Source organism: Pseudomonas spelaei, from assembly GCF_009724245.1.
In the GTDB taxonomy this organism is placed as follows: domain Bacteria; phylum Pseudomonadota; class Gammaproteobacteria; order Pseudomonadales; family Pseudomonadaceae; genus Aquipseudomonas; species Aquipseudomonas spelaei.
Genome location: NZ_WNNK01000009.1, coordinates 86614 through 103112, shown reverse-complemented (window position 1 = coordinate 103112; position 16499 = coordinate 86614). Strand labels below are relative to the sequence as shown.

The window sequence follows — 16499 nt, the reverse complement described above, 5'->3', positions numbered from 1 at the left end:
AGCTCTATAGGTAGGCGGCGTGGGCCGCTTCAAGGCTGCCCTGGGCGCGCAGGATCAACTCGCAGAACTCGCGGGCGGCGCCTTCACCGCCACGGGCTGTCGTAACGCCATGGGCGTGCTCGCGGACAAAGGCCGCGGCATTGGCCACCGCCATGCCCAAGCCGACCCGACGAATCACCGGCAAGTCAGGTAAGTCATCACCCAGGTAGGCAACCTGCTCATAGCTTAGGTTGAGTTGGCCAAGAAGCTCGTCCAGAACCACCAGTTTATCCTCGCGGCCCTGATAGAGGTGAGGAATCCCCAGGTTTTGTGCGCGACGTTCCACAACAGGGGTCTTGCGACCGCTGATAATGGCTGTTTGCACGCCCGTCGCCATCAACATCTTGATGCCTTGGCCGTCGAGGGTGTTGAACGTCTTGAATTCGCTGCCGTCTTCGAGGAAATACAGGCGGCCATCGGTCAGCACGCCGTCGACGTCGAAAATCGCCAGCTTGATGTGCTTGCCACGTTGCAACAGGTCGGTGGTCATTTACATCACTCCCGCACGCAGCAAGTCGTGCATGTTCAGGGCACCAATCGGGTGATCATTGCTATCGACCACCACCAGGGCGCCGATCTTGTGGTCTTCCATGATCTTCAGTGCTTCGGCGGCGAGCATCTCGGCGCGGGCGGTCTTGCCATGAGGAGTCATGACATCGTCGATGGTGGCGGTGTGGATATCAATGGTGCGGTCCAGGGTGCGGCGCAGGTCGCCGTCGGTGAAAACCCCGGCCAGGCGACCATCGGCCTCCAGGATGACCGTCATGCCCAGCCCCTTGCGCGTCATTTCCATCAGCGCGTCCTTGAGCAGCGTGCCGCGCTGGACCTGTGGTAATTCGTCGCCGGTGTGCATGACGTTTTCCACTTTCAACAGTAACCGGCGGCCCAGTGCGCCTCCCGGATGGGAGAACGCGAAATCTTCGGCGGTAAAACCGCGGGCTTCCAGCAGGGCTACCGCCAGTGCATCGCCCATGACCAGGGCGGCGGTGGTCGAGGAAGTCGGGGCCAGGTTCAGTGGGCAGGCTTCATGGGCCACATGCACATTCAAATTCACTTCTGCGGCCTTGGCCAGGGTTGAATCCGGGTTGCCGGTGAGGCTGATCAGCTTGATGCCCAGGCGCTTGATCAAGGGCAGCAGGGTGACGATTTCGTTGGTGGTACCGGAGTTGGAGAGTGCCAGGATGATGTCATCCCGGGTAATCATGCCCATGTCGCCATGGCTGGCCTCGGCCGGGTGCACGAAAAACGCAGTGGTCCCCGTGCTCGCCAAGGTGGCGGCAATCTTGTTGCCAACATGGCCGGATTTGCCCATGCCAACCACGACAACGCGGCCTTTGCTGGCCAGAATCATTTCGCATGCGCGTACGAAATCTGCGTCGATATGGGCCAGTAAGCCTTCTACGGCTTCAAGCTCGAGGCGGATGGTGCGTTGTGCGGATTGAATAAGGTCGCTGGATTGGCTCATGTCTGAAATCGTATAGCCTGACGAAAAGTCGGCGATTATAGCGGTTATGATCAATTCCCTCACGCAAGTTCGTCAGCCTTTAGTTCAGGCGGCGTTGCGGGAACCCTCTTCATTACAATTTTTTACCTGTCCTGATTCTGAACAAGCTCTGTTCCGGCCTTGGGCGCGCTGTATCGACAGTGATATAGTTCGCCGCCAGTTCGGTCCGCGCAGCCTTTGTTGTTATTTGCCGTAAGCATTTATCCAAAACAAGGTGTCTGAGCGAAAGGCTGCATCCCAAGGAGTTTAGATGAGTGCCGATAACGCCTACGCGGTCGAGCTGAAGGGTCTTTCCTTCAAGCGCGGTACGCGCAGCATCTTCAATAATGTGGATATTCGCATTCCCCGCGGCAAGGTCACGGGCATCATGGGGCCTTCCGGTTGCGGCAAGACCACGTTGCTGCGCCTGATGGGCATGCAATTGCGTCCAAGTGCCGGCGAAGTCTGGGTCAATGGCCAGAACCTGCCGACGCTGTCGCGCAGTGATCTGTTCGATGCTCGCAAGCACATGGGTGTGCTGTTCCAGAGCGGCGCGCTGTTCACCGACCTGGATGTGTTCGAGAACGTGGCGTTTCCGCTGCGGGTACACACTCAGCTGTCCGATGAAATGATTCGTGACATTGTGTTGCTGAAACTGCAGGCCGTAGGGCTGCGCGGTGCCATCGACCTGATGCCCGACGAATTGTCCGGCGGCATGAAGCGTCGAGTGGCCCTGGCTCGGGCCATTGCCCTGGATCCGCAGATTCTCATGTACGACGAACCTTTCGTCGGCCAGGACCCGATTGCCATGGGGGTGCTGGTGCGCTTGATCCGCCTGCTCAATGATGCCCTGGGCATCACCAGTATCGTGGTCTCTCACGACCTGGCCGAAACCGCGAGCATTGCCGACTACCTCTATGTGGTGGGCGATGGCCAGGTATTGGGTCAGGGCACGCCTGAAGAGCTGATGAACGCGGATAACCCGCGGATTCGCCAATTCATGACCGGCGATCCCGATGGCCCGGTGCCTTTTCATTTTCCGGCAGCGGACTACCGCTCAGATCTTCTGGGGAAGCGCTGATGCGCAAGACATCTTTAATCGAGAAGGTTCGCCTTTTCGGCCGTTCGGGCATCGACATTGTCGAAGTGCTCGGCCGTTCGACGATTTTCCTGTTTCACGCCTTGCTTGGCCGCGGCGGCATCGGTGGCGGTTTTGGCCTGCTGCTCAAGCAACTGCACTCGGTGGGCGTGATGTCCCTGGTGATCATTGTGGTCTCCGGGGTGTTCATCGGCATGGTGCTGGCGTTGCAGGGCTTCAATATCCTCTCCAGCTATGGTTCCGAGCAGGCGGTAGGGCAGATGGTCGCCCTGACGTTGTTACGTGAGCTGGGGCCGGTGGTCACCGCGTTGCTGTTTGCCGGACGTGCCGGTTCGGCGCTGACGGCGGAAATCGGCAATATGAAGTCCACCGAGCAGTTGTCCAGCCTGGAAATGATCGGCGTGGACCCGCTCAAATACATTGTTGCCCCGCGCCTGTGGGCCGGTTTCATCTCTCTGCCATTGCTGGCGATGATTTTCAGCGTGGTCGGGATTTGGGGTGGTTCGTGGGTGGCGGTGGACTGGCTGGGGGTCTACGACGGCTCCTACTGGGCCAACATGCAAAACAGTGTGACCTTCACCGGTGACGTGCTCAACGGCATCATCAAGAGCATTGTCTTTGCCTTTGTAGTGACCTGGATCGCCGTATTCCAAGGCTACGACTGTGAGCCCACCTCAGAAGGGATCAGTCGCGCCACCACCAAGACCGTTGTGTACGCCTCGTTGGCAGTACTGGGCCTTGACTTCATTTTGACCGCCTTGATGTTTGGAGATTTCTGATGCAAAACCGCACTGTGGAAATCGGTGTCGGCCTTTTCTTGCTGGCTGGCATCCTGGCTTTACTGTTGCTCGCCCTGCGAGTCAGCGGCCTCTCGGCCAGCCCTACGGCCGACACGTATAAACTTTACGCCTACTTCGACAATATCGCCGGTTTGACTGTCAGAGCTAAAGTGACCATGGCGGGTGTAACCATCGGCAAGGTCACGGCTATCGATCTGGATCGCGACAGCTTCACCGGCCGGGTGACCATGCAAGTGGACAAGAAGGTAGATAATCTGCCGACTGATTCCACGGCGTCTATTCTCACGGCGGGTTTGCTGGGCGAGAAGTACATCGGTATCAGCGTGGGCGGGGAATCAGCCTTGCTCAAGGATGGCTCGACCATCCATGACACTCAGTCGTCGCTGGTGCTGGAGGACCTGATCGGAAAGTTCCTGCTCAATACCGTTAATAAAGACGCCAAATGAGGAATGTGTTCATGATCTCTACCTTGCGACGTGGCCTGCTGGTACTGCTTGCAGCGCTGCCGTTGATGGCAAATGCGGTTGCTGCAGGTTCTGCGCATGATCTGGTGCAGGACACGACCAACAAGATGTTGGCCGATTTGAAGGCTAACAAGGAAAAGTACAAGCAGGACCCGAGCGACTTTTATCAAGCGCTGAACACTATTGTCGGCCCGGTGGTGGATGCCGAAGGTATCTCCAAAAGCATCATGACCGTCAAGTACTCGCGCAAGGCTACCCCGGCGCAGATGCAAACGTTCCAGGAAAACTTCAAGAGGGGCCTGTTCCAGTTCTACGGCAATGCCCTGCTCGAGTACAACAACCAGGGTATTACTGTCGCCCCGGCCGGGGATGAGTCCGGTGATCGCACCAGTGTCAACATGAGCGTCAAGGGCAACAATGGCGCGGTGTACCCTGTGCAGTACACGCTGGAGAAGGTCAACGGCGAGTGGAAACTGCGTAACGTGATCATCAACGGCATCAACATCGGCAAGCTGTTCCGTGATCAGTTTGCGGACGCGATGCAGCGCAATGGCAATGACCTGGACAAAACCATCAATGGTTGGGCCGGTGAAGTCGCCAAGGCCAAGGCACAGTCCGAAGACGCTGCACAGAAGCCTGCCCAATGAGTGAGTCGGCTATCCGTCTCGGCGAGGCCGGTGAATTGTTGCTCAGTGGCGTGCTGGACTACAGCACCGGGCCAGCCCTGCGCAAGCAGGGCCAGGCGCTGATCAATGCCAGTACCGCGCCCGCGCTGGTGCTGGATTGCTCGGCGGTGGTGAAGTCCAGCAGTGTCGGCCTGTCGTTGCTGCTGTGTTTCATGCGTGATGCGCAGGCTGTCAAAAAGCCGGTGAGCGTCCGTGCATTGCCCGAAGACATGCGTGAAATCGCTCAGGTTTCCGGTTTGACCGAGCTGTTGGCGCATCCTTAATACACATTATTAAAGAAGCCCCCCGTCAGAGTCCTGCTATGCGGGGTTCGCAGGCGCGGGGCTTTTTTGTATGATGTGCGACCCGCGCGCACTGGGCGCCGATAGAGGTTGAGCATGCAGGCCCTAGAAGTTAAGAGCTTCCTTGAAGGAAAGCTGCCGGAAACGAACGTAGAAGTTGAAGGCGAAGGCTGCAACTTCCAGCTGAACGTGATTAGCGATGAACTGGCGGCATTGAGCCCGGTCAAGCGTCAACAGCAGATCTATGCTCATTTGAACCCGTGGATCACCGATGGCAGCATCCATGCGGTCACTATGAAATTTTTCAGCCGCGCGGCCTGGGCCGAGCGCACCTGAGCCCCCAAGGCGTCGAGATTCTTATGGATAAATTGATTATTACCGGCGGTGCCCGCCTTGATGGCGAGATCCGCATTTCCGGTGCGAAAAACTCCGCCTTGCCGATCCTGGCAGCGACCCTGCTGTGCGATGGTCCGGTGACCGTGGCCAACCTGCCGCACCTGCACGACATCACCACCATGATCGAATTGTTCGGTCGCATGGGTATTGAGCCGGTGATCGACGAGAAACTCAGCGTCGAGATCGACCCGCGCACCATCAAGACCCTGATCGCTCCGTACGAACTGGTGAAAACCATGCGTGCCTCGATCCTGGTGCTGGGTCCGATGGTTGCCCGTTTCGGCGAAGCCGAAGTGGCGTTGCCTGGCGGTTGCGCCATCGGCTCGCGTCCGGTGGACCTGCACATCCGTGGCCTGGAAGCCATGGGCGCAACCATCGACGTCGAAGGTGGCTACATCAAGGCCAAGGCGCCGGAAGGCGGCCTGCGTGGTGCCAACTTCTTCTTTGATACCGTCAGCGTGACCGGTACCGAGAACATCATGATGGCGGCTGCACTGGCCAACGGTCGTAGCGTCCTGCAAAACGCCGCGCGCGAGCCGGAAGTGGTCGACCTGGCGAACTTCCTGATCGCCATGGGTGCCAACATCACTGGCGCGGGTACCGACACCATCACCATCGAAGGTGTGAAGCGTCTGCACTCGGCGACCTACAAGGTGATGCCGGACCGCATCGAGACCGGTACCTACCTGGTCGCCGCTGCCGTGACCGGCGGTCGCGTCAAGGTCAAGGACACTGATCCGACCATCCTTGAAGCCGTCCTGGAAAAACTCAAGGAATCCGGCGCTGAAATCACTACCGGTGAAGATTGGATCGAGCTGAACATGCACGGCAAGCGGCCAAAAGCCGTTAATGTGCGTACCGCTCCGTACCCGGCGTTTCCGACCGACATGCAAGCGCAGTTCATTTCCCTGAACGCGATTGCCGAAGGCACCGGTGCCGTGATTGAGACCATCTTTGAAAACCGTTTCATGCACGTGTATGAGTTGCACCGCATGGGCGCGAAGATCCAGGTTGAAGGCAACACCGCCATCGTCACCGGTATCGAAAAGCTCAAGGGTGCGCCAGTGATGGCCACTGACTTGCGAGCTTCGGCGAGCCTGGTGATCTCGGCACTGTGCGCCGATGGCGACACTCTGATCGATCGCATCTACCACATAGACCGTGGCTACGAGTGCATCGAAGAGAAACTGCAGATGCTCGGCGCGAAAATTCGCCGCGTACCGGGCTAGTTCTCGACATGGGCACAAGGACGTGCCCAACGATTTGGTTTCAAGTCGAGGTCCGTGAAGGCCTTGATCTGTGTCCGGCGCCGATTGCGACCGGGCAGCAATAGCCTGATGAAGGACTGACGTTTCCCATGTTGACCATCGCACTGTCCAAGGGCCGCATCCTTGACGACACCTTGCCGCTTCTGGCTGAAGCGGGCATCGTGCCGACCGAGAATCCGGACAAGAGCCGCAAGCTGATCATCCCCACGACCCAGGACGACGTACGCCTGTTGATCGTGCGCGCCACCGACGTGCCGACCTATGTCGAGCATGGCGCGGCGGACCTCGGCGTCGCGGGTAAGGACGTGCTGATGGAGTACGGTGGCCAAGGCCTGTATGAGCCGCTGGACCTGCGTATCGCCCTGTGCAAACTGATGACCGCCGGCCGTGTCGGTGACGTCGAGCCTAAGGGCCGCCTGCGCGTGGCCACCAAGTTCGTCAACGTTGCCAAGCGTTACTACGCCGAGCAGGGTCGTCAGGTCGACATCATCAAGCTCTACGGTTCGATGGAGCTGGCGCCGTTGATCGGCCTGGCCGACAAGATCATCGACGTGGTCGACACCGGCAACACCCTGCGCGCCAATGGCCTGGAACCCCAGGATTTCATTGCCGACATCAGCTCCCGGCTGATCGTCAACAAAGCTTCGATGAAAATGCAGCACGCCCGTATCCAGGCGTTGATCGACACCCTGCGCAAGGCAGTGGAGTCTCGACACCGCGGTTGACTCACCCGCGCGGCCTTAGGTCGCGCCCGTCTATCCGCCTCATAGCCAGAATTCTCAGGTGCCCAAGCGGAACGACTGCTAGTTTAGGGCGCCTGAGTTTTTGCCAATTCTATTGAGGCCCTCGCTATGACCACGTCCACTGCAATTGCCCGACTCAACGCTGCCGATCCTGATTTCGCTCATCATCTGGATCATCTGCTGAGCTGGGAAAGTGTGTCCGACGATTCGGTCAACCAGCGGGTGCTCGACATTATCAAGGCCGTGCGCGAGCGCGGTGACGCGGCGCTGGTGGATTTCACCCGGCAATTCGATGGCCTGGACGTTGCCTCCATGGCTGACCTGATCCTGCCTCGCGAACGCCTGGAACTGGCGCTGACCCGCATCACCGCTCCCCAGCGCGAAGCGTTGGAGGTCGCGGCAACGCGAGTGCGCAGCTACCACGAAAAGCAAAAGCAGGACTCCTGGAGCTACACCGAAGCCGACGGCACGGTGCTGGGCCAGAAGGTGACGCCGCTGGACCGTGCCGGTCTTTACGTACCGGGCGGTAAAGCGTCCTACCCGTCCTCGGTGCTGATGAACGCGATTCCGGCCAAAGTGGCTGGCGTGACCGAAGTAGTCATGGTGGTACCCACCCCGCGCGGCGAGATCAACGAGCTGGTACTGGCGGCTGCCTGCATCGCCGGTGTCGATCGGGTGTTCACCATCGGCGGTGCCCAAGCCGTGGCTGCTCTGGCCTACGGCACTGAAAGCGTGCCTAAAGTCGACAAGGTAGTCGGCCCCGGCAACATCTACGTCGCCACCGCCAAGCGCCATGTATTTGGCCAGGTCGGCATCGACATGATTGCCGGCCCTTCGGAAATCCTCGTGGTATGCGATGGCCAGACCGATCCGGACTGGATCGCCATGGACCTGTTTTCCCAGGCCGAACACGACGAAGACGCTCAAGCGATCCTGGTCAGTCCCGACGCCGAGTTCCTCGACAAGGTTGCCGCCAGCATCGCCAAGTTGATGCCGACCATGGAGCGTGCCGAGATCATCGAGAAATCGATCAATGGTCGTGGTGCACTGATCCAGGTCTGCGACATGGAGCAGGCCATCGAAGTGGCCAACCGCATTGCGCCGGAGCACCTGGAGCTGTCCGTGGCCGATCCACAAGCCTGGCTGCCGCTGATTCGTCACGCAGGCGCGATCTTTATGGGCCGCCACACCAGCGAAGCCCTGGGCGACTACTGCGCCGGTCCCAACCACGTGTTGCCGACCTCCGGTACCGCACGCTTTTCGTCGCCGCTGGGGGTTTACGACTTTCAGAAGCGTTCGTCGATCATCTTCTGCTCGCCACAAGGCGCCTCGCAGCTGGGCAAGACCGCTTCGGTGCTGGCGCGCGGCGAATCGCTGACTGCCCACGCCCGTAGCGCGGAATACCGCATTCTTGACGACAAGCAGGGGAACTGAGACATGAGCAAATTCTGGAGCCCGTTCGTCAAGAACCTGGTGCCCTACGTGCCTGGCGAACAACCGAAACTGGCCAAGCTGGTCAAGCTCAACACCAACGAAAATCCTTATGGTCCGTCGCCCAAGGCGCTGGCGGCCATGCAAGGCGAGTTGAACGACAACCTGCGTTTGTACCCGGATCCCAATGGCGATCTGCTCAAGCAAGCCGTGGCGCAGTATTACGGTGTGCAAACGGCACAGGTGTTCCTCGGTAATGGGTCTGACGAAGTGCTGGCCCATATCTTCCACGGGTTGTTCCAGCACGATCAGCCGCTGCTGTTCCCGGATATCAGCTACAGCTTTTACCCGGTCTACTGCGGCCTCTACGGCATCGCCTTCGACGCGGTACCGCTGGATGAGCATTTCCAGGTTCGTGCCTCGGACTACGCCAAGCCCAACGGTGGGATCATCTTCCCCAACCCGAACGCACCCACCGGTTGCGTGATGGCGCTGGACGCGGTGGAGCAGATCCTCAAGGCCAGCCCGGACTCAGTGGTGGTGGTCGATGAAGCCTATATCGACTTCGGTGGCGAAACCGCCATCAGCCTGGTGGACCGTTACCCGAACCTGCTGGTGACTCAGACCCTGTCCAAGTCGCGCTCCCTGGCGGGGCTGCGGGTGGGCCTGGCGGTGGGGCATCCGGACCTGATCGAAGCGCTGGAGCGGATCAAGAACAGCTTTAACTCCTACCCGCTGGATCGCCTGGCGATTGTGGGGGCGGCAGCGGCGTTCGAGGATCGAGAGTACTTCGAGAAGACGTGCGCATTGGTGATCGACAGCCGTGAAAAGGTCGTCGGGCAGTTGCAGGCCAAGGGTTTTGAGGTGTTGCCGTCAGCGGCCAACTTCATCTTTGCCCGTCACCCGCAGCATGATGCGGCGGCGCTGGCGGCGAAGGTGCGAGAGCAAGGGGTGATCGTGCGGCACTTCAAGCAGGAGCGGATTGCCCAGTTCCTGCGTATCAGCATTGGTACGCCTGAGCAGAATCAGGCGTTGATCGACGCGTTGGGCGAGCTGTAAGGCTTCAGTTCTTTATTGGCTGGGCCGGCCTCATCGCGGGCAAGCCCGGCTCCCACAGGGAAATGCATTCCAAATGTGGGAGTCGGGCTTGCCCGCGATGAGGTCATCAGCAACACAAAGCTGTTGGCCTAGAGCAACGGCTCATCCGGCTTCTTGTGCTTCCAGCCGTCATTGCCCGGCAGCAGCAGATTCAACGCAATCGCTACCACCGCACACAGGGCGATGCCCTTCAGGCCGAAGTCGTCCGGCCCCGTCCCGGTGCCGACCAGCACACCACCAATCCCGAACACCAGGGTCACCGACACAATCACCAGATTGCGTGCCTCCCCCAGGTCGATCTTGTGACGGATCAGCGTGTTCATCCCCACTGCGGCAATCGAACCGAACAGCAGGCATAGAATCCCGCCCATTACCGGTACCGGGATGCTTTGCAGCAGTGCGCCGAACTTGCCGATAAACGCGAGCGTGATGGCAAACACTGCCGCCCAGGTCATGATCTTCGGGTTGTAGTTCTTGGTCAGCATCACGGCGCCAGTCACTTCGGCGTAGGTGGTGTTGGGTGGGCCGCCGAACATGCCCGCAGCGGTGGTGGCGATACCGTCACCCAGCAGCGTGCGATGCAGGCCGGGCTTTTTCAGGTAGTCGCGACCGGTCACGCTGCCGACGGCAATCACGCCACCGATGTGTTCGATGGCCGGCGCCAGGGCCACCGGGACGATAAACAGAATCGCCTGCCAGTTGAACTCCGGTGCGGTGAAGTGGGGCAGGGCGAACCACGGTGCCGCCGCAATCTTTGCCGTGTCGACCACGCCAAAGTAGAACGACATGGCAAAACCCACCAGCACGCCCGAGATGATTGGCACCAGACGGAAAATACCTTTGCCGAACACCGCCACGATCAACGTGGTCAAAAGCGCCGGCATCGAGATCAGCATGGCCGTCTGGTAGTGGATCAACTCGGAGCCATCACCGGCTTTACCCATCGCCATGTTGGCGGCAATGGGCGCCATGGCCAGGCCGATGGAGATAATCACCGGGCCGATGACCACCGGCGGCAGCAGACGGTCGATGAAACCGGTGCCCTTGACCTTAACCGCCAGGCCCAGAAAGGTATAAACGAAGCCGGCTGCCATCACGCCGCCCATGGTCGCAGCGAGGCCGAACTGGCCTTTGGCGAGAATGATCGGGGTGATAAAGGCAAAGCTCGAGGCCAGGAAAACCGGCACCTGACGCCCGGTGACTATCTGGAACAACAGCGTGCCCAGGCCTGCGGTAAACAGTGCGACGTTCGGATCCAGACCTGTGATCAGCGGCATCAACACCAACGCGCCAAATGCCACGAAGAGCATCTGTGCGCCAGACAGGATCTGGCGCCAAAGCGGGTCGTTGAATTCATCCTGCATGGTCACGCGTCCTTCTGCTTGGTGCCGAAGATCTTGTCACCGGCATCGCCCAGGCCGGGGATGATGTAGCCGTGTTCGTTCAGGCGCTCATCGATGGAGGCGGTGTAGATCAATACGTCCGGGTGAGCTTTCTCGACGGCGGCGATACCTTCGGGTGCGGCTACCAGCACCATGGCGCGAATGTCCTTGCAGCCGGCTTTCTTCAGCAGGTCGATGGTCGCGACCATGGAACTGCCGGTGGCGAGCATCGGGTCGATGATCATGGCCAGGCGCTCATTGATTTCCGGGACCAGTTTTTCCAGGTAGGTGTGGGCCTGCAGGGTTTCTTCATTGCGGGCTACACCCACGGCGCTGACCTTGGCGCCCGGGATCAGGCTCAGCACGCCTTCGAGCATGCCGATGCCGGCGCGCAGGATTGGCACCACGGTAATTTTCTTGCCGGCGATTTTCTCGACCTGGACAGGTCCGGCCCAGCCCGGGATCTCATAGGTTTCCAGGGGCAAGTCTTTTGTGGCTTCGTAGGTCAGCAACGCTCCGACTTCCTGAGCAAGCTCACGGAAGTTCTTCGTGCTAATGTCGGCGCGGCGCATAAGGCCGAGCTTGTGTCGGATCAGCGGATGGCGGATCTCACGGATGGGCATGGGGAAAGGCTCCGGCGGCGGGCAAAAAAACCGGCCTAGATTAATCTATCCGACGGTGTTGTCCTATAGACATCTAGTACGTTAGTCCATTAAGGCTTGATCGTTGCGTCCCAGAAGCGTACCTTCGCCCGCTTTTCTTGCCACAAGCACCCTTGGAGAGCGCCATGTCCGCTGATCTCGAGCATATCCGTCAAATCATGCGAGAGGCTGACTGCCTGTACACCGAATCGCAAGTCGAAGAGGCCATCGCCAAGGTCGGCGCTCACATCACTCGCGAAATGGCCGACACCAACCCGGTGGTCTTTTGTGTGATGAACGGTGGCCTGATTTTCGCCGGAAAATTGCTGACTCATCTGCAATTCCCTTTGGAAGCGTCCTACCTGCACGCCACCCGCTATCGCAACGAAACCAGCGGCGGCGACCTGTTCTGGAAGGCCAAGCCGGAAGTGTCGTTCATCGACCGCGACGTGCTGATCATCGACGACATCCTCGATGAAGGTCATACCCTGGGGGCGATCATCGACTTCTGCAAACACGCGGGCGCCCGTAAAGTGCACACCGCCGTGTTGATCGACAAGGACCATGACCGCAAAGCCCGTCCGGACCTGAAGGCCGACTATGTTGGCTTGCCGTGCATCGATCGCTACATCTTCGGTTATGGCATGGACTACAAGGGTTACTGGCGCAACGCCAACGGCATTTATGCCGTCAAGGGGATGTAGTCAATGGCCAGCTTTCTTGATCAGTCGCTGTTTGCCGAGTTGGCCGAGAAAGCGGCCAACAGCCCGCGTGGCCGGCATCACCATAACTTCCATCAGATGGAAGAACCGTGCCATCGCATGGCGGTGGGCCTGCAAACCTCGACTTATGTGCCGCCGCATCGCCACCTGAGTGCCGACAAGGCGGAAACCTTGTTGGTGCTCAAGGGCTGCCTGGGTCTGTTGATTTTCAGTGAGACCGGTGAAGTACTGGCCAAGCGCGTGATGCAGGCCGGTGGTGAATGCCAGGGTGTCGATTTGCCGCCGGGGGTGTTCCACGGCCTGGTGGTGCTGGAGCCAAATACCGTGATGTTCGAATGCAAGGCGGGGCCTTATCGGCCAGTCGGCGAGGGCGAACTGGCGAGTTGGGCGCCTCGAGAAGGTGATGCCGAAGTGGCTGAGTATCAGCGCTGGATGCTTGCCCAGTTCGATTGAGCTAGAGTGCTGGGCCATCTTCCACGGACCTGCTCATGAGCCTGTTGATACGCACTTGCGCCGCCTTGGTGCTGACCCTCAGTTTGTCTGTGGCGGCGGCACCCGCGCCGCTGCACAGCCAATTCCTGCCGCCTGATGAGCTGGCCCTGCGGGCCGAAAGCCCCGAACAGCAGCAATTGCTGCAAGTCACCGAGTATTCGGTGGTGGTGGGCAATCAGCGTCAATCCAGCCAGCAGCCGATTCCAGTGACTTCGTCGCTGATGATTCGCCTCAAGGGCAAGGCCCTGAACAAAGGCGCAACTATCGGACAGGTGATCCTCAGCTTTGATGCCGAAAGCAAAAGTCTGAAAAAACCGGTGTTCGACGACAAAAGCAAAACCCTGACTCTGTCTTACCCCGTGACGCAGTACCGAGTGATCGTCGATCTGTTGCGCAACGACACGGTGTATGTGCAGTACTTGAGCTATGCCAATGGCCATATCTGGGCGGATTTACACACCGGGGCGGTGCGTTCGAAGTAGCAGCGGAGTTAAACTGCCCGCCCCGTGTAAATGTCTGCAGGCTGGAGTCGGTAATGCGTAAAGATAAGAAACAGGTGATTGGTGATGAAATCGGTGATGAGCAGATCAAGCTGTTCCTGGATTTCGAGCCGGTAGACGCCACGTCGCCGTCCCTGCACAAACTGATCAAGGCCTATCGTGGCCTGCGCATCGACGACTTCGAGCGCTTTCTGGGGTTCTTCAAGGAAGCCGGTCTGGACCTGGACGGCAAGGATGAGCATGGCCTGACCTTCGTTGAAGTGATCAAGGACCAGCGCAACGCCGCCGAGTACATCGAGCTGATCGAAAAAGCCCGCGGCTGATTTCCTCTGACAAAAAAACGCCCCGCTTTCTTTTGGAGAGCGGGGCGTTTTTCATGGCAAGGAGGCCTCAAGCGTAGCTTTCGGTCTCGTTGCTTTGCTCAACCAGTTCCAGGCTGATGTTGTTCTGCGTATTGATCTTGCGATACAGCGCCGCATCGGTCTCCAGGATCTTTTCCCGGGCCGGGAAAATTTCCTGCAGTTTGGCGGCCCACTCGCCAGCAGCCTTGGCCGGGAAACAGCGTTCGATCAGTTCCAGCATGATCGAGACGGTCACCGAAGCGCCAGGGGAGGCGCCCAGCAGTGCCGCCAGCGAACCGTCCTTGGCGGCCACCAGTTCGGTACCGAATTGCAGCACGCCGCCTTTCTTCGGGTCTTTCTTGATGATCTGCACCCGTTGGCCGGCCACTTCCAGGCGCCAGTCTTCGGCTTTCGCCTCAGGGTAGAAGCGACGCAGGGATTCCAGGCGCTGCTCCATGGACTGCATGACTTCGCTGACCAGGTACTTGGTCAGGTCCATGTTGTCTCGGGCCACGGCCAGCATTGGGCCGATGTTGCCGGCGCGAACCGACATCGGCAGGTCGAGGAACGAGCCATGCTTGAGGAACTTGGTGGTGAAACCGGCGTATGGCCCGAACAGCAGGGACTTGTTGCCGTCGACCACGCGGGTATCGAGGTGTGGCACGGACATCGGTGGCGAACCCACTGCGGCCTGGCTGTAGACCTTGGCCTGGTGGTGCTTGACCACTTCCGGGTTGTCGCAACGCAACCACTGGCCACTGACCGGGAAGCCGCCGAAGCCTTTGCTTTCTTCGATGCCCGAGGCTTGCAGCAGCGGCAGCGCCGCGCCACCGGCGCCGAGGAACACGAATTTGGCGTCGACATCACGGGAGTTGCCGCTGTTGACGTCCTTGATGCTCACGGTCCAGCCGGCGCCGTTGCGCTTGAGGCCGGTGACGCGCTTGCTGTACTTGACCTGGGCATCCGCCGAACTGGTCAGGTGCGACAGCAACTGGTTGGTCAGGGCGCCAAAGTTGACGTCGGTGCCATTCATCACGCGGGTGGCGGCGTTTTTTTCGTCCAGCGGGCGGCCGGGCATCATCAGCGGCATCCACTCGGCCATCTCGCTACGGTCTTCGGTGTAGTGCATGTCCGCGAAGGCGTGGTGCTGGCTGAGGGTTTCAAAGCGCTTCTTGAGGAACGACACGCCTTTTTCGCCCTGCACGAAGCTCAGGTGCGGCACCGGACTGATAAAGGATCTGGACGAGCCAAAGGTGCCTTTCTTGGTCAGGTACGCCCAGAACTGCTTCGACACCTCGAACTGGGTGTTGATGTGCACGGCCTTCTTGATGTCGATGGAACCATCGGCAGCTTCAGGCGTGTAGTTCAGCTCACACAGCCCGGCGTGGCCGGTACCGGCGTTGTTCCACGGGTTGGAACTTTCCGCGGCACCCGAATCCATCAGCTCAACGACTTCCAGCTTGAGGCCGGGGTCGAGCTCTTTGAGCAGTACGGCAAGGGTGGCACTCATGATGCCCGCACCTACCAGTACTACGTCGACTGCTTCGTTATGCGCCATTAACGCGTCTCCAAAATCTGCAGCACCAAATTGACGGCATGGCTGCCAGGAGTGACGGGGCGGTTCACGTGATGCCCCAGGTTACCCATGGCCAGGATCGCCATGTCCGATTCTTCGCAATTTTTTTGCAACTTCAGCGGACGCTGCCGACCGGGCCTGATCTGCGTATGAACGCATTTAAGGGCTCCTGTGGCAATTCGACTTATGGTCAAGTACGTCCGATTGTGCAACCAAATCCGTAGCGGACAGGCTTCAAGCTCCGGTTCTTGAGGAGTACTCGGTCCTGTGTGGTTGGGCAGTGCCAGACGCTGATGGTGCTTGTACAAACGCAAAACTATTCATTTGCTCGCCACACTCTTGTGAAGTTGTGAAAACCCGTTTTTTCACGCTCTTTTGAAGACGTGAACCTCAAAAAAGGGCTGCCCCAGCCTGGCACCTGGCCCGAAACCACTGCCGACACGCGGCATAACGGGCAAACAACTCAAGTGGCCGAGCGCATGGCAGCTCTGGCAGATTCGGTAAAGGCGGTGGTTTTGCAGACAAAACAGCAAGCTCGCCAGCTTCACTCGATCTGTGTGGGCGGCTCTCTGTGGGCGGTGCGGGGGAGCTAATACCAGAGCATTAGCGATGCTGCGAGGCCCGATCAGGAGACGTCCTTATAATCGGGGGGAGATTGTAGCGAAGAAATGCGCGCAAATGGTCCTGTTTAATGACTTTTATTAAGCATCTGGTCAGGAGGCCAACGCTTGCCGGGCATGTGCGTGCGAAACCCGTGGGCTGATCCGGGCATTGGCGGGCAATGGACGGTGCATCCAGCTCAGGCGAATCTCCTCGACTTCCACCCAGCCCTCGCCGACGGGCGGCAGGCTGCACTGTTTGAACGCCAGGCAGCAGCCTTGTGCGTCAAGCCGCGCATAGTAGCGATGAGTGGGGTGGGACATGAACAGTGATTTGAGAAGGCGCATGGCTGTGTACCTGATCCGTTACATGCTCGAAGATTGCCAGTCTGGCATGACACTGGAGTGACGATTCTATGCAAAATTGTAATTTTGCTGTCAGTTCAGCCATTGTTCAG

20 protein-coding genes are annotated in these 16499 nt (G+C 59.2%); 14 read left to right on the top strand and 6 right to left on the bottom strand.

Annotated elements, in window-relative coordinates; translation table 11 throughout:
• Positions 1-4 precede the first annotated feature (4 nt).
• Positions 5-529 (bottom strand): KdsC family phosphatase, encoded by a 525-nt coding sequence (locus GNF76_RS12675; protein WP_155583492.1) that lies wholly within the window; start codon positions 527-529, stop codon positions 5-7.
• The gene (locus GNF76_RS12670; RefSeq protein WP_155583491.1) at positions 530-1504 is read right to left on the bottom strand and encodes a KpsF/GutQ family sugar-phosphate isomerase; all 975 of its coding nucleotides are present in this window, start codon (positions 1502-1504) and stop codon (positions 530-532) included.
• Positions 1505-1793: 289 nt separating this feature from the next.
• Between GNF76_RS12670 and GNF76_RS12665 the strand changes: the two genes are divergently transcribed.
• The 10 genes from GNF76_RS12665 to hisC all read left to right on the top strand — a co-directional run bounded on the left by GNF76_RS12665 (position 1794) and on the right by hisC (position 9749).
• Positions 1794-2603: an ATP-binding cassette domain-containing protein gene (locus GNF76_RS12665; RefSeq protein WP_003216128.1), complete on the top strand. Its 810-nt coding sequence runs from the start codon at positions 1794-1796 to the stop codon at positions 2601-2603.
• On the top strand, positions 2603-3400 hold the full coding sequence (gene mlaE, locus GNF76_RS12660; protein WP_155583490.1) for a lipid asymmetry maintenance ABC transporter permease subunit MlaE: 798 nt from the start codon (positions 2603-2605) through the stop codon (positions 3398-3400). Before GNF76_RS12665 ends, mlaE begins: the two co-directional genes overlap by 1 nt.
• Positions 3400-3867, top strand: coding sequence for an outer membrane lipid asymmetry maintenance protein MlaD (gene mlaD / locus GNF76_RS12655; protein ID WP_003216133.1), 468 nt, complete (start codon positions 3400-3402; stop codon positions 3865-3867). Before mlaE ends, mlaD begins: the two co-directional genes overlap by 1 nt.
• A gap of 11 nt (positions 3868-3878) precedes the next feature.
• Complete coding sequence (locus tag GNF76_RS12650; RefSeq protein WP_155583489.1) at positions 3879-4532, top strand: MlaC/ttg2D family ABC transporter substrate-binding protein; 654 nt, start codon at positions 3879-3881, stop codon at positions 4530-4532.
• Entirely contained in the window at positions 4529-4834 is a 306-nt protein-coding gene (locus tag GNF76_RS12645) for an STAS domain-containing protein (RefSeq protein ID WP_155583488.1), read from the top strand. The genes GNF76_RS12650 and GNF76_RS12645 overlap by 4 nt, the downstream gene beginning before the upstream one ends.
• 114 nt (positions 4835-4948) lie before the next feature.
• Positions 4949-5188, top strand: a complete 240-nt coding sequence (locus GNF76_RS12640; RefSeq protein ID WP_008434291.1) for a BolA family protein — start codon at positions 4949-4951, stop codon at positions 5186-5188.
• A 23-nt stretch (positions 5189-5211) separates the two neighbouring features.
• Positions 5212-6477 (top strand): UDP-N-acetylglucosamine 1-carboxyvinyltransferase, encoded by a 1266-nt coding sequence (gene murA, locus GNF76_RS12635; protein WP_155583487.1) that lies wholly within the window; start codon positions 5212-5214, stop codon positions 6475-6477.
• Positions 6478-6605: 128 nt separating this feature from the next.
• On the top strand, positions 6606-7241 hold the full coding sequence (gene hisG / locus GNF76_RS12630; protein WP_003188599.1) for an ATP phosphoribosyltransferase: 636 nt from the start codon (positions 6606-6608) through the stop codon (positions 7239-7241).
• Positions 7242-7367: 126 nt separating this feature from the next.
• Positions 7368-8693, top strand: a complete 1326-nt coding sequence (gene hisD / locus GNF76_RS12625) for a histidinol dehydrogenase (RefSeq protein ID WP_155583486.1) — start codon at positions 7368-7370, stop codon at positions 8691-8693.
• A gap of 3 nt (positions 8694-8696) precedes the next feature.
• Positions 8697-9749, top strand: coding sequence for a histidinol-phosphate transaminase (gene hisC, locus GNF76_RS12620; protein ID WP_155583485.1), 1053 nt, complete (start codon positions 8697-8699; stop codon positions 9747-9749).
• Between the two features lie 128 nt (positions 9750-9877).
• Here the strand turns inward: hisC and GNF76_RS12615 are convergent, their stop codons facing one another.
• Entirely contained in the window at positions 9878-11152 is a 1275-nt protein-coding gene (locus GNF76_RS12615) for a uracil-xanthine permease family protein (RefSeq protein WP_155583484.1), read from the bottom strand.
• 2 nt (positions 11153-11154) lie between these two features.
• Positions 11155-11793: a uracil phosphoribosyltransferase gene (upp, locus tag GNF76_RS12610; protein WP_155583483.1), complete on the bottom strand. Its 639-nt coding sequence runs from the start codon at positions 11791-11793 to the stop codon at positions 11155-11157.
• A 164-nt stretch (positions 11794-11957) separates the two neighbouring features.
• On the opposite strand from upp, the gene GNF76_RS12605 reads away from it, so the two are divergent.
• From GNF76_RS12605 to GNF76_RS12590, 4 genes are read left to right on the top strand one after another with little or no spacing between them, the layout of a single operon-like run.
• Entirely contained in the window at positions 11958-12515 is a 558-nt protein-coding gene (locus tag GNF76_RS12605; protein WP_155583482.1) for a hypoxanthine-guanine phosphoribosyltransferase, read from the top strand.
• A gap of 3 nt (positions 12516-12518) precedes the next feature.
• Positions 12519-12986 (top strand): WbuC family cupin fold metalloprotein, encoded by a 468-nt coding sequence (locus tag GNF76_RS12600; RefSeq protein WP_155583481.1) that lies wholly within the window; start codon positions 12519-12521, stop codon positions 12984-12986.
• Between the two features lie 35 nt (positions 12987-13021).
• Positions 13022-13507: a hypothetical protein gene (locus tag GNF76_RS12595; RefSeq protein ID WP_155583480.1), complete on the top strand. Its 486-nt coding sequence runs from the start codon at positions 13022-13024 to the stop codon at positions 13505-13507.
• A 53-nt stretch (positions 13508-13560) separates the two neighbouring features.
• Complete coding sequence (locus GNF76_RS12590) at positions 13561-13848, top strand: PA4642 family protein (protein WP_155583479.1); 288 nt, start codon at positions 13561-13563, stop codon at positions 13846-13848.
• A gap of 67 nt (positions 13849-13915) precedes the next feature.
• Here the strand turns inward: GNF76_RS12590 and mqo are convergent, their stop codons facing one another.
• Positions 13916-15424, bottom strand: coding sequence for a malate dehydrogenase (quinone) (gene mqo / locus GNF76_RS12585; RefSeq protein WP_155583478.1), 1509 nt, complete (start codon positions 15422-15424; stop codon positions 13916-13918).
• Positions 15425-16155: 731 nt separating this feature from the next.
• Positions 16156-16389, bottom strand: coding sequence for a hypothetical protein (locus GNF76_RS12580; RefSeq protein ID WP_155583477.1), 234 nt, complete (start codon positions 16387-16389; stop codon positions 16156-16158).
• Between the last annotated feature and the right edge of the window lie 110 nt (positions 16390-16499).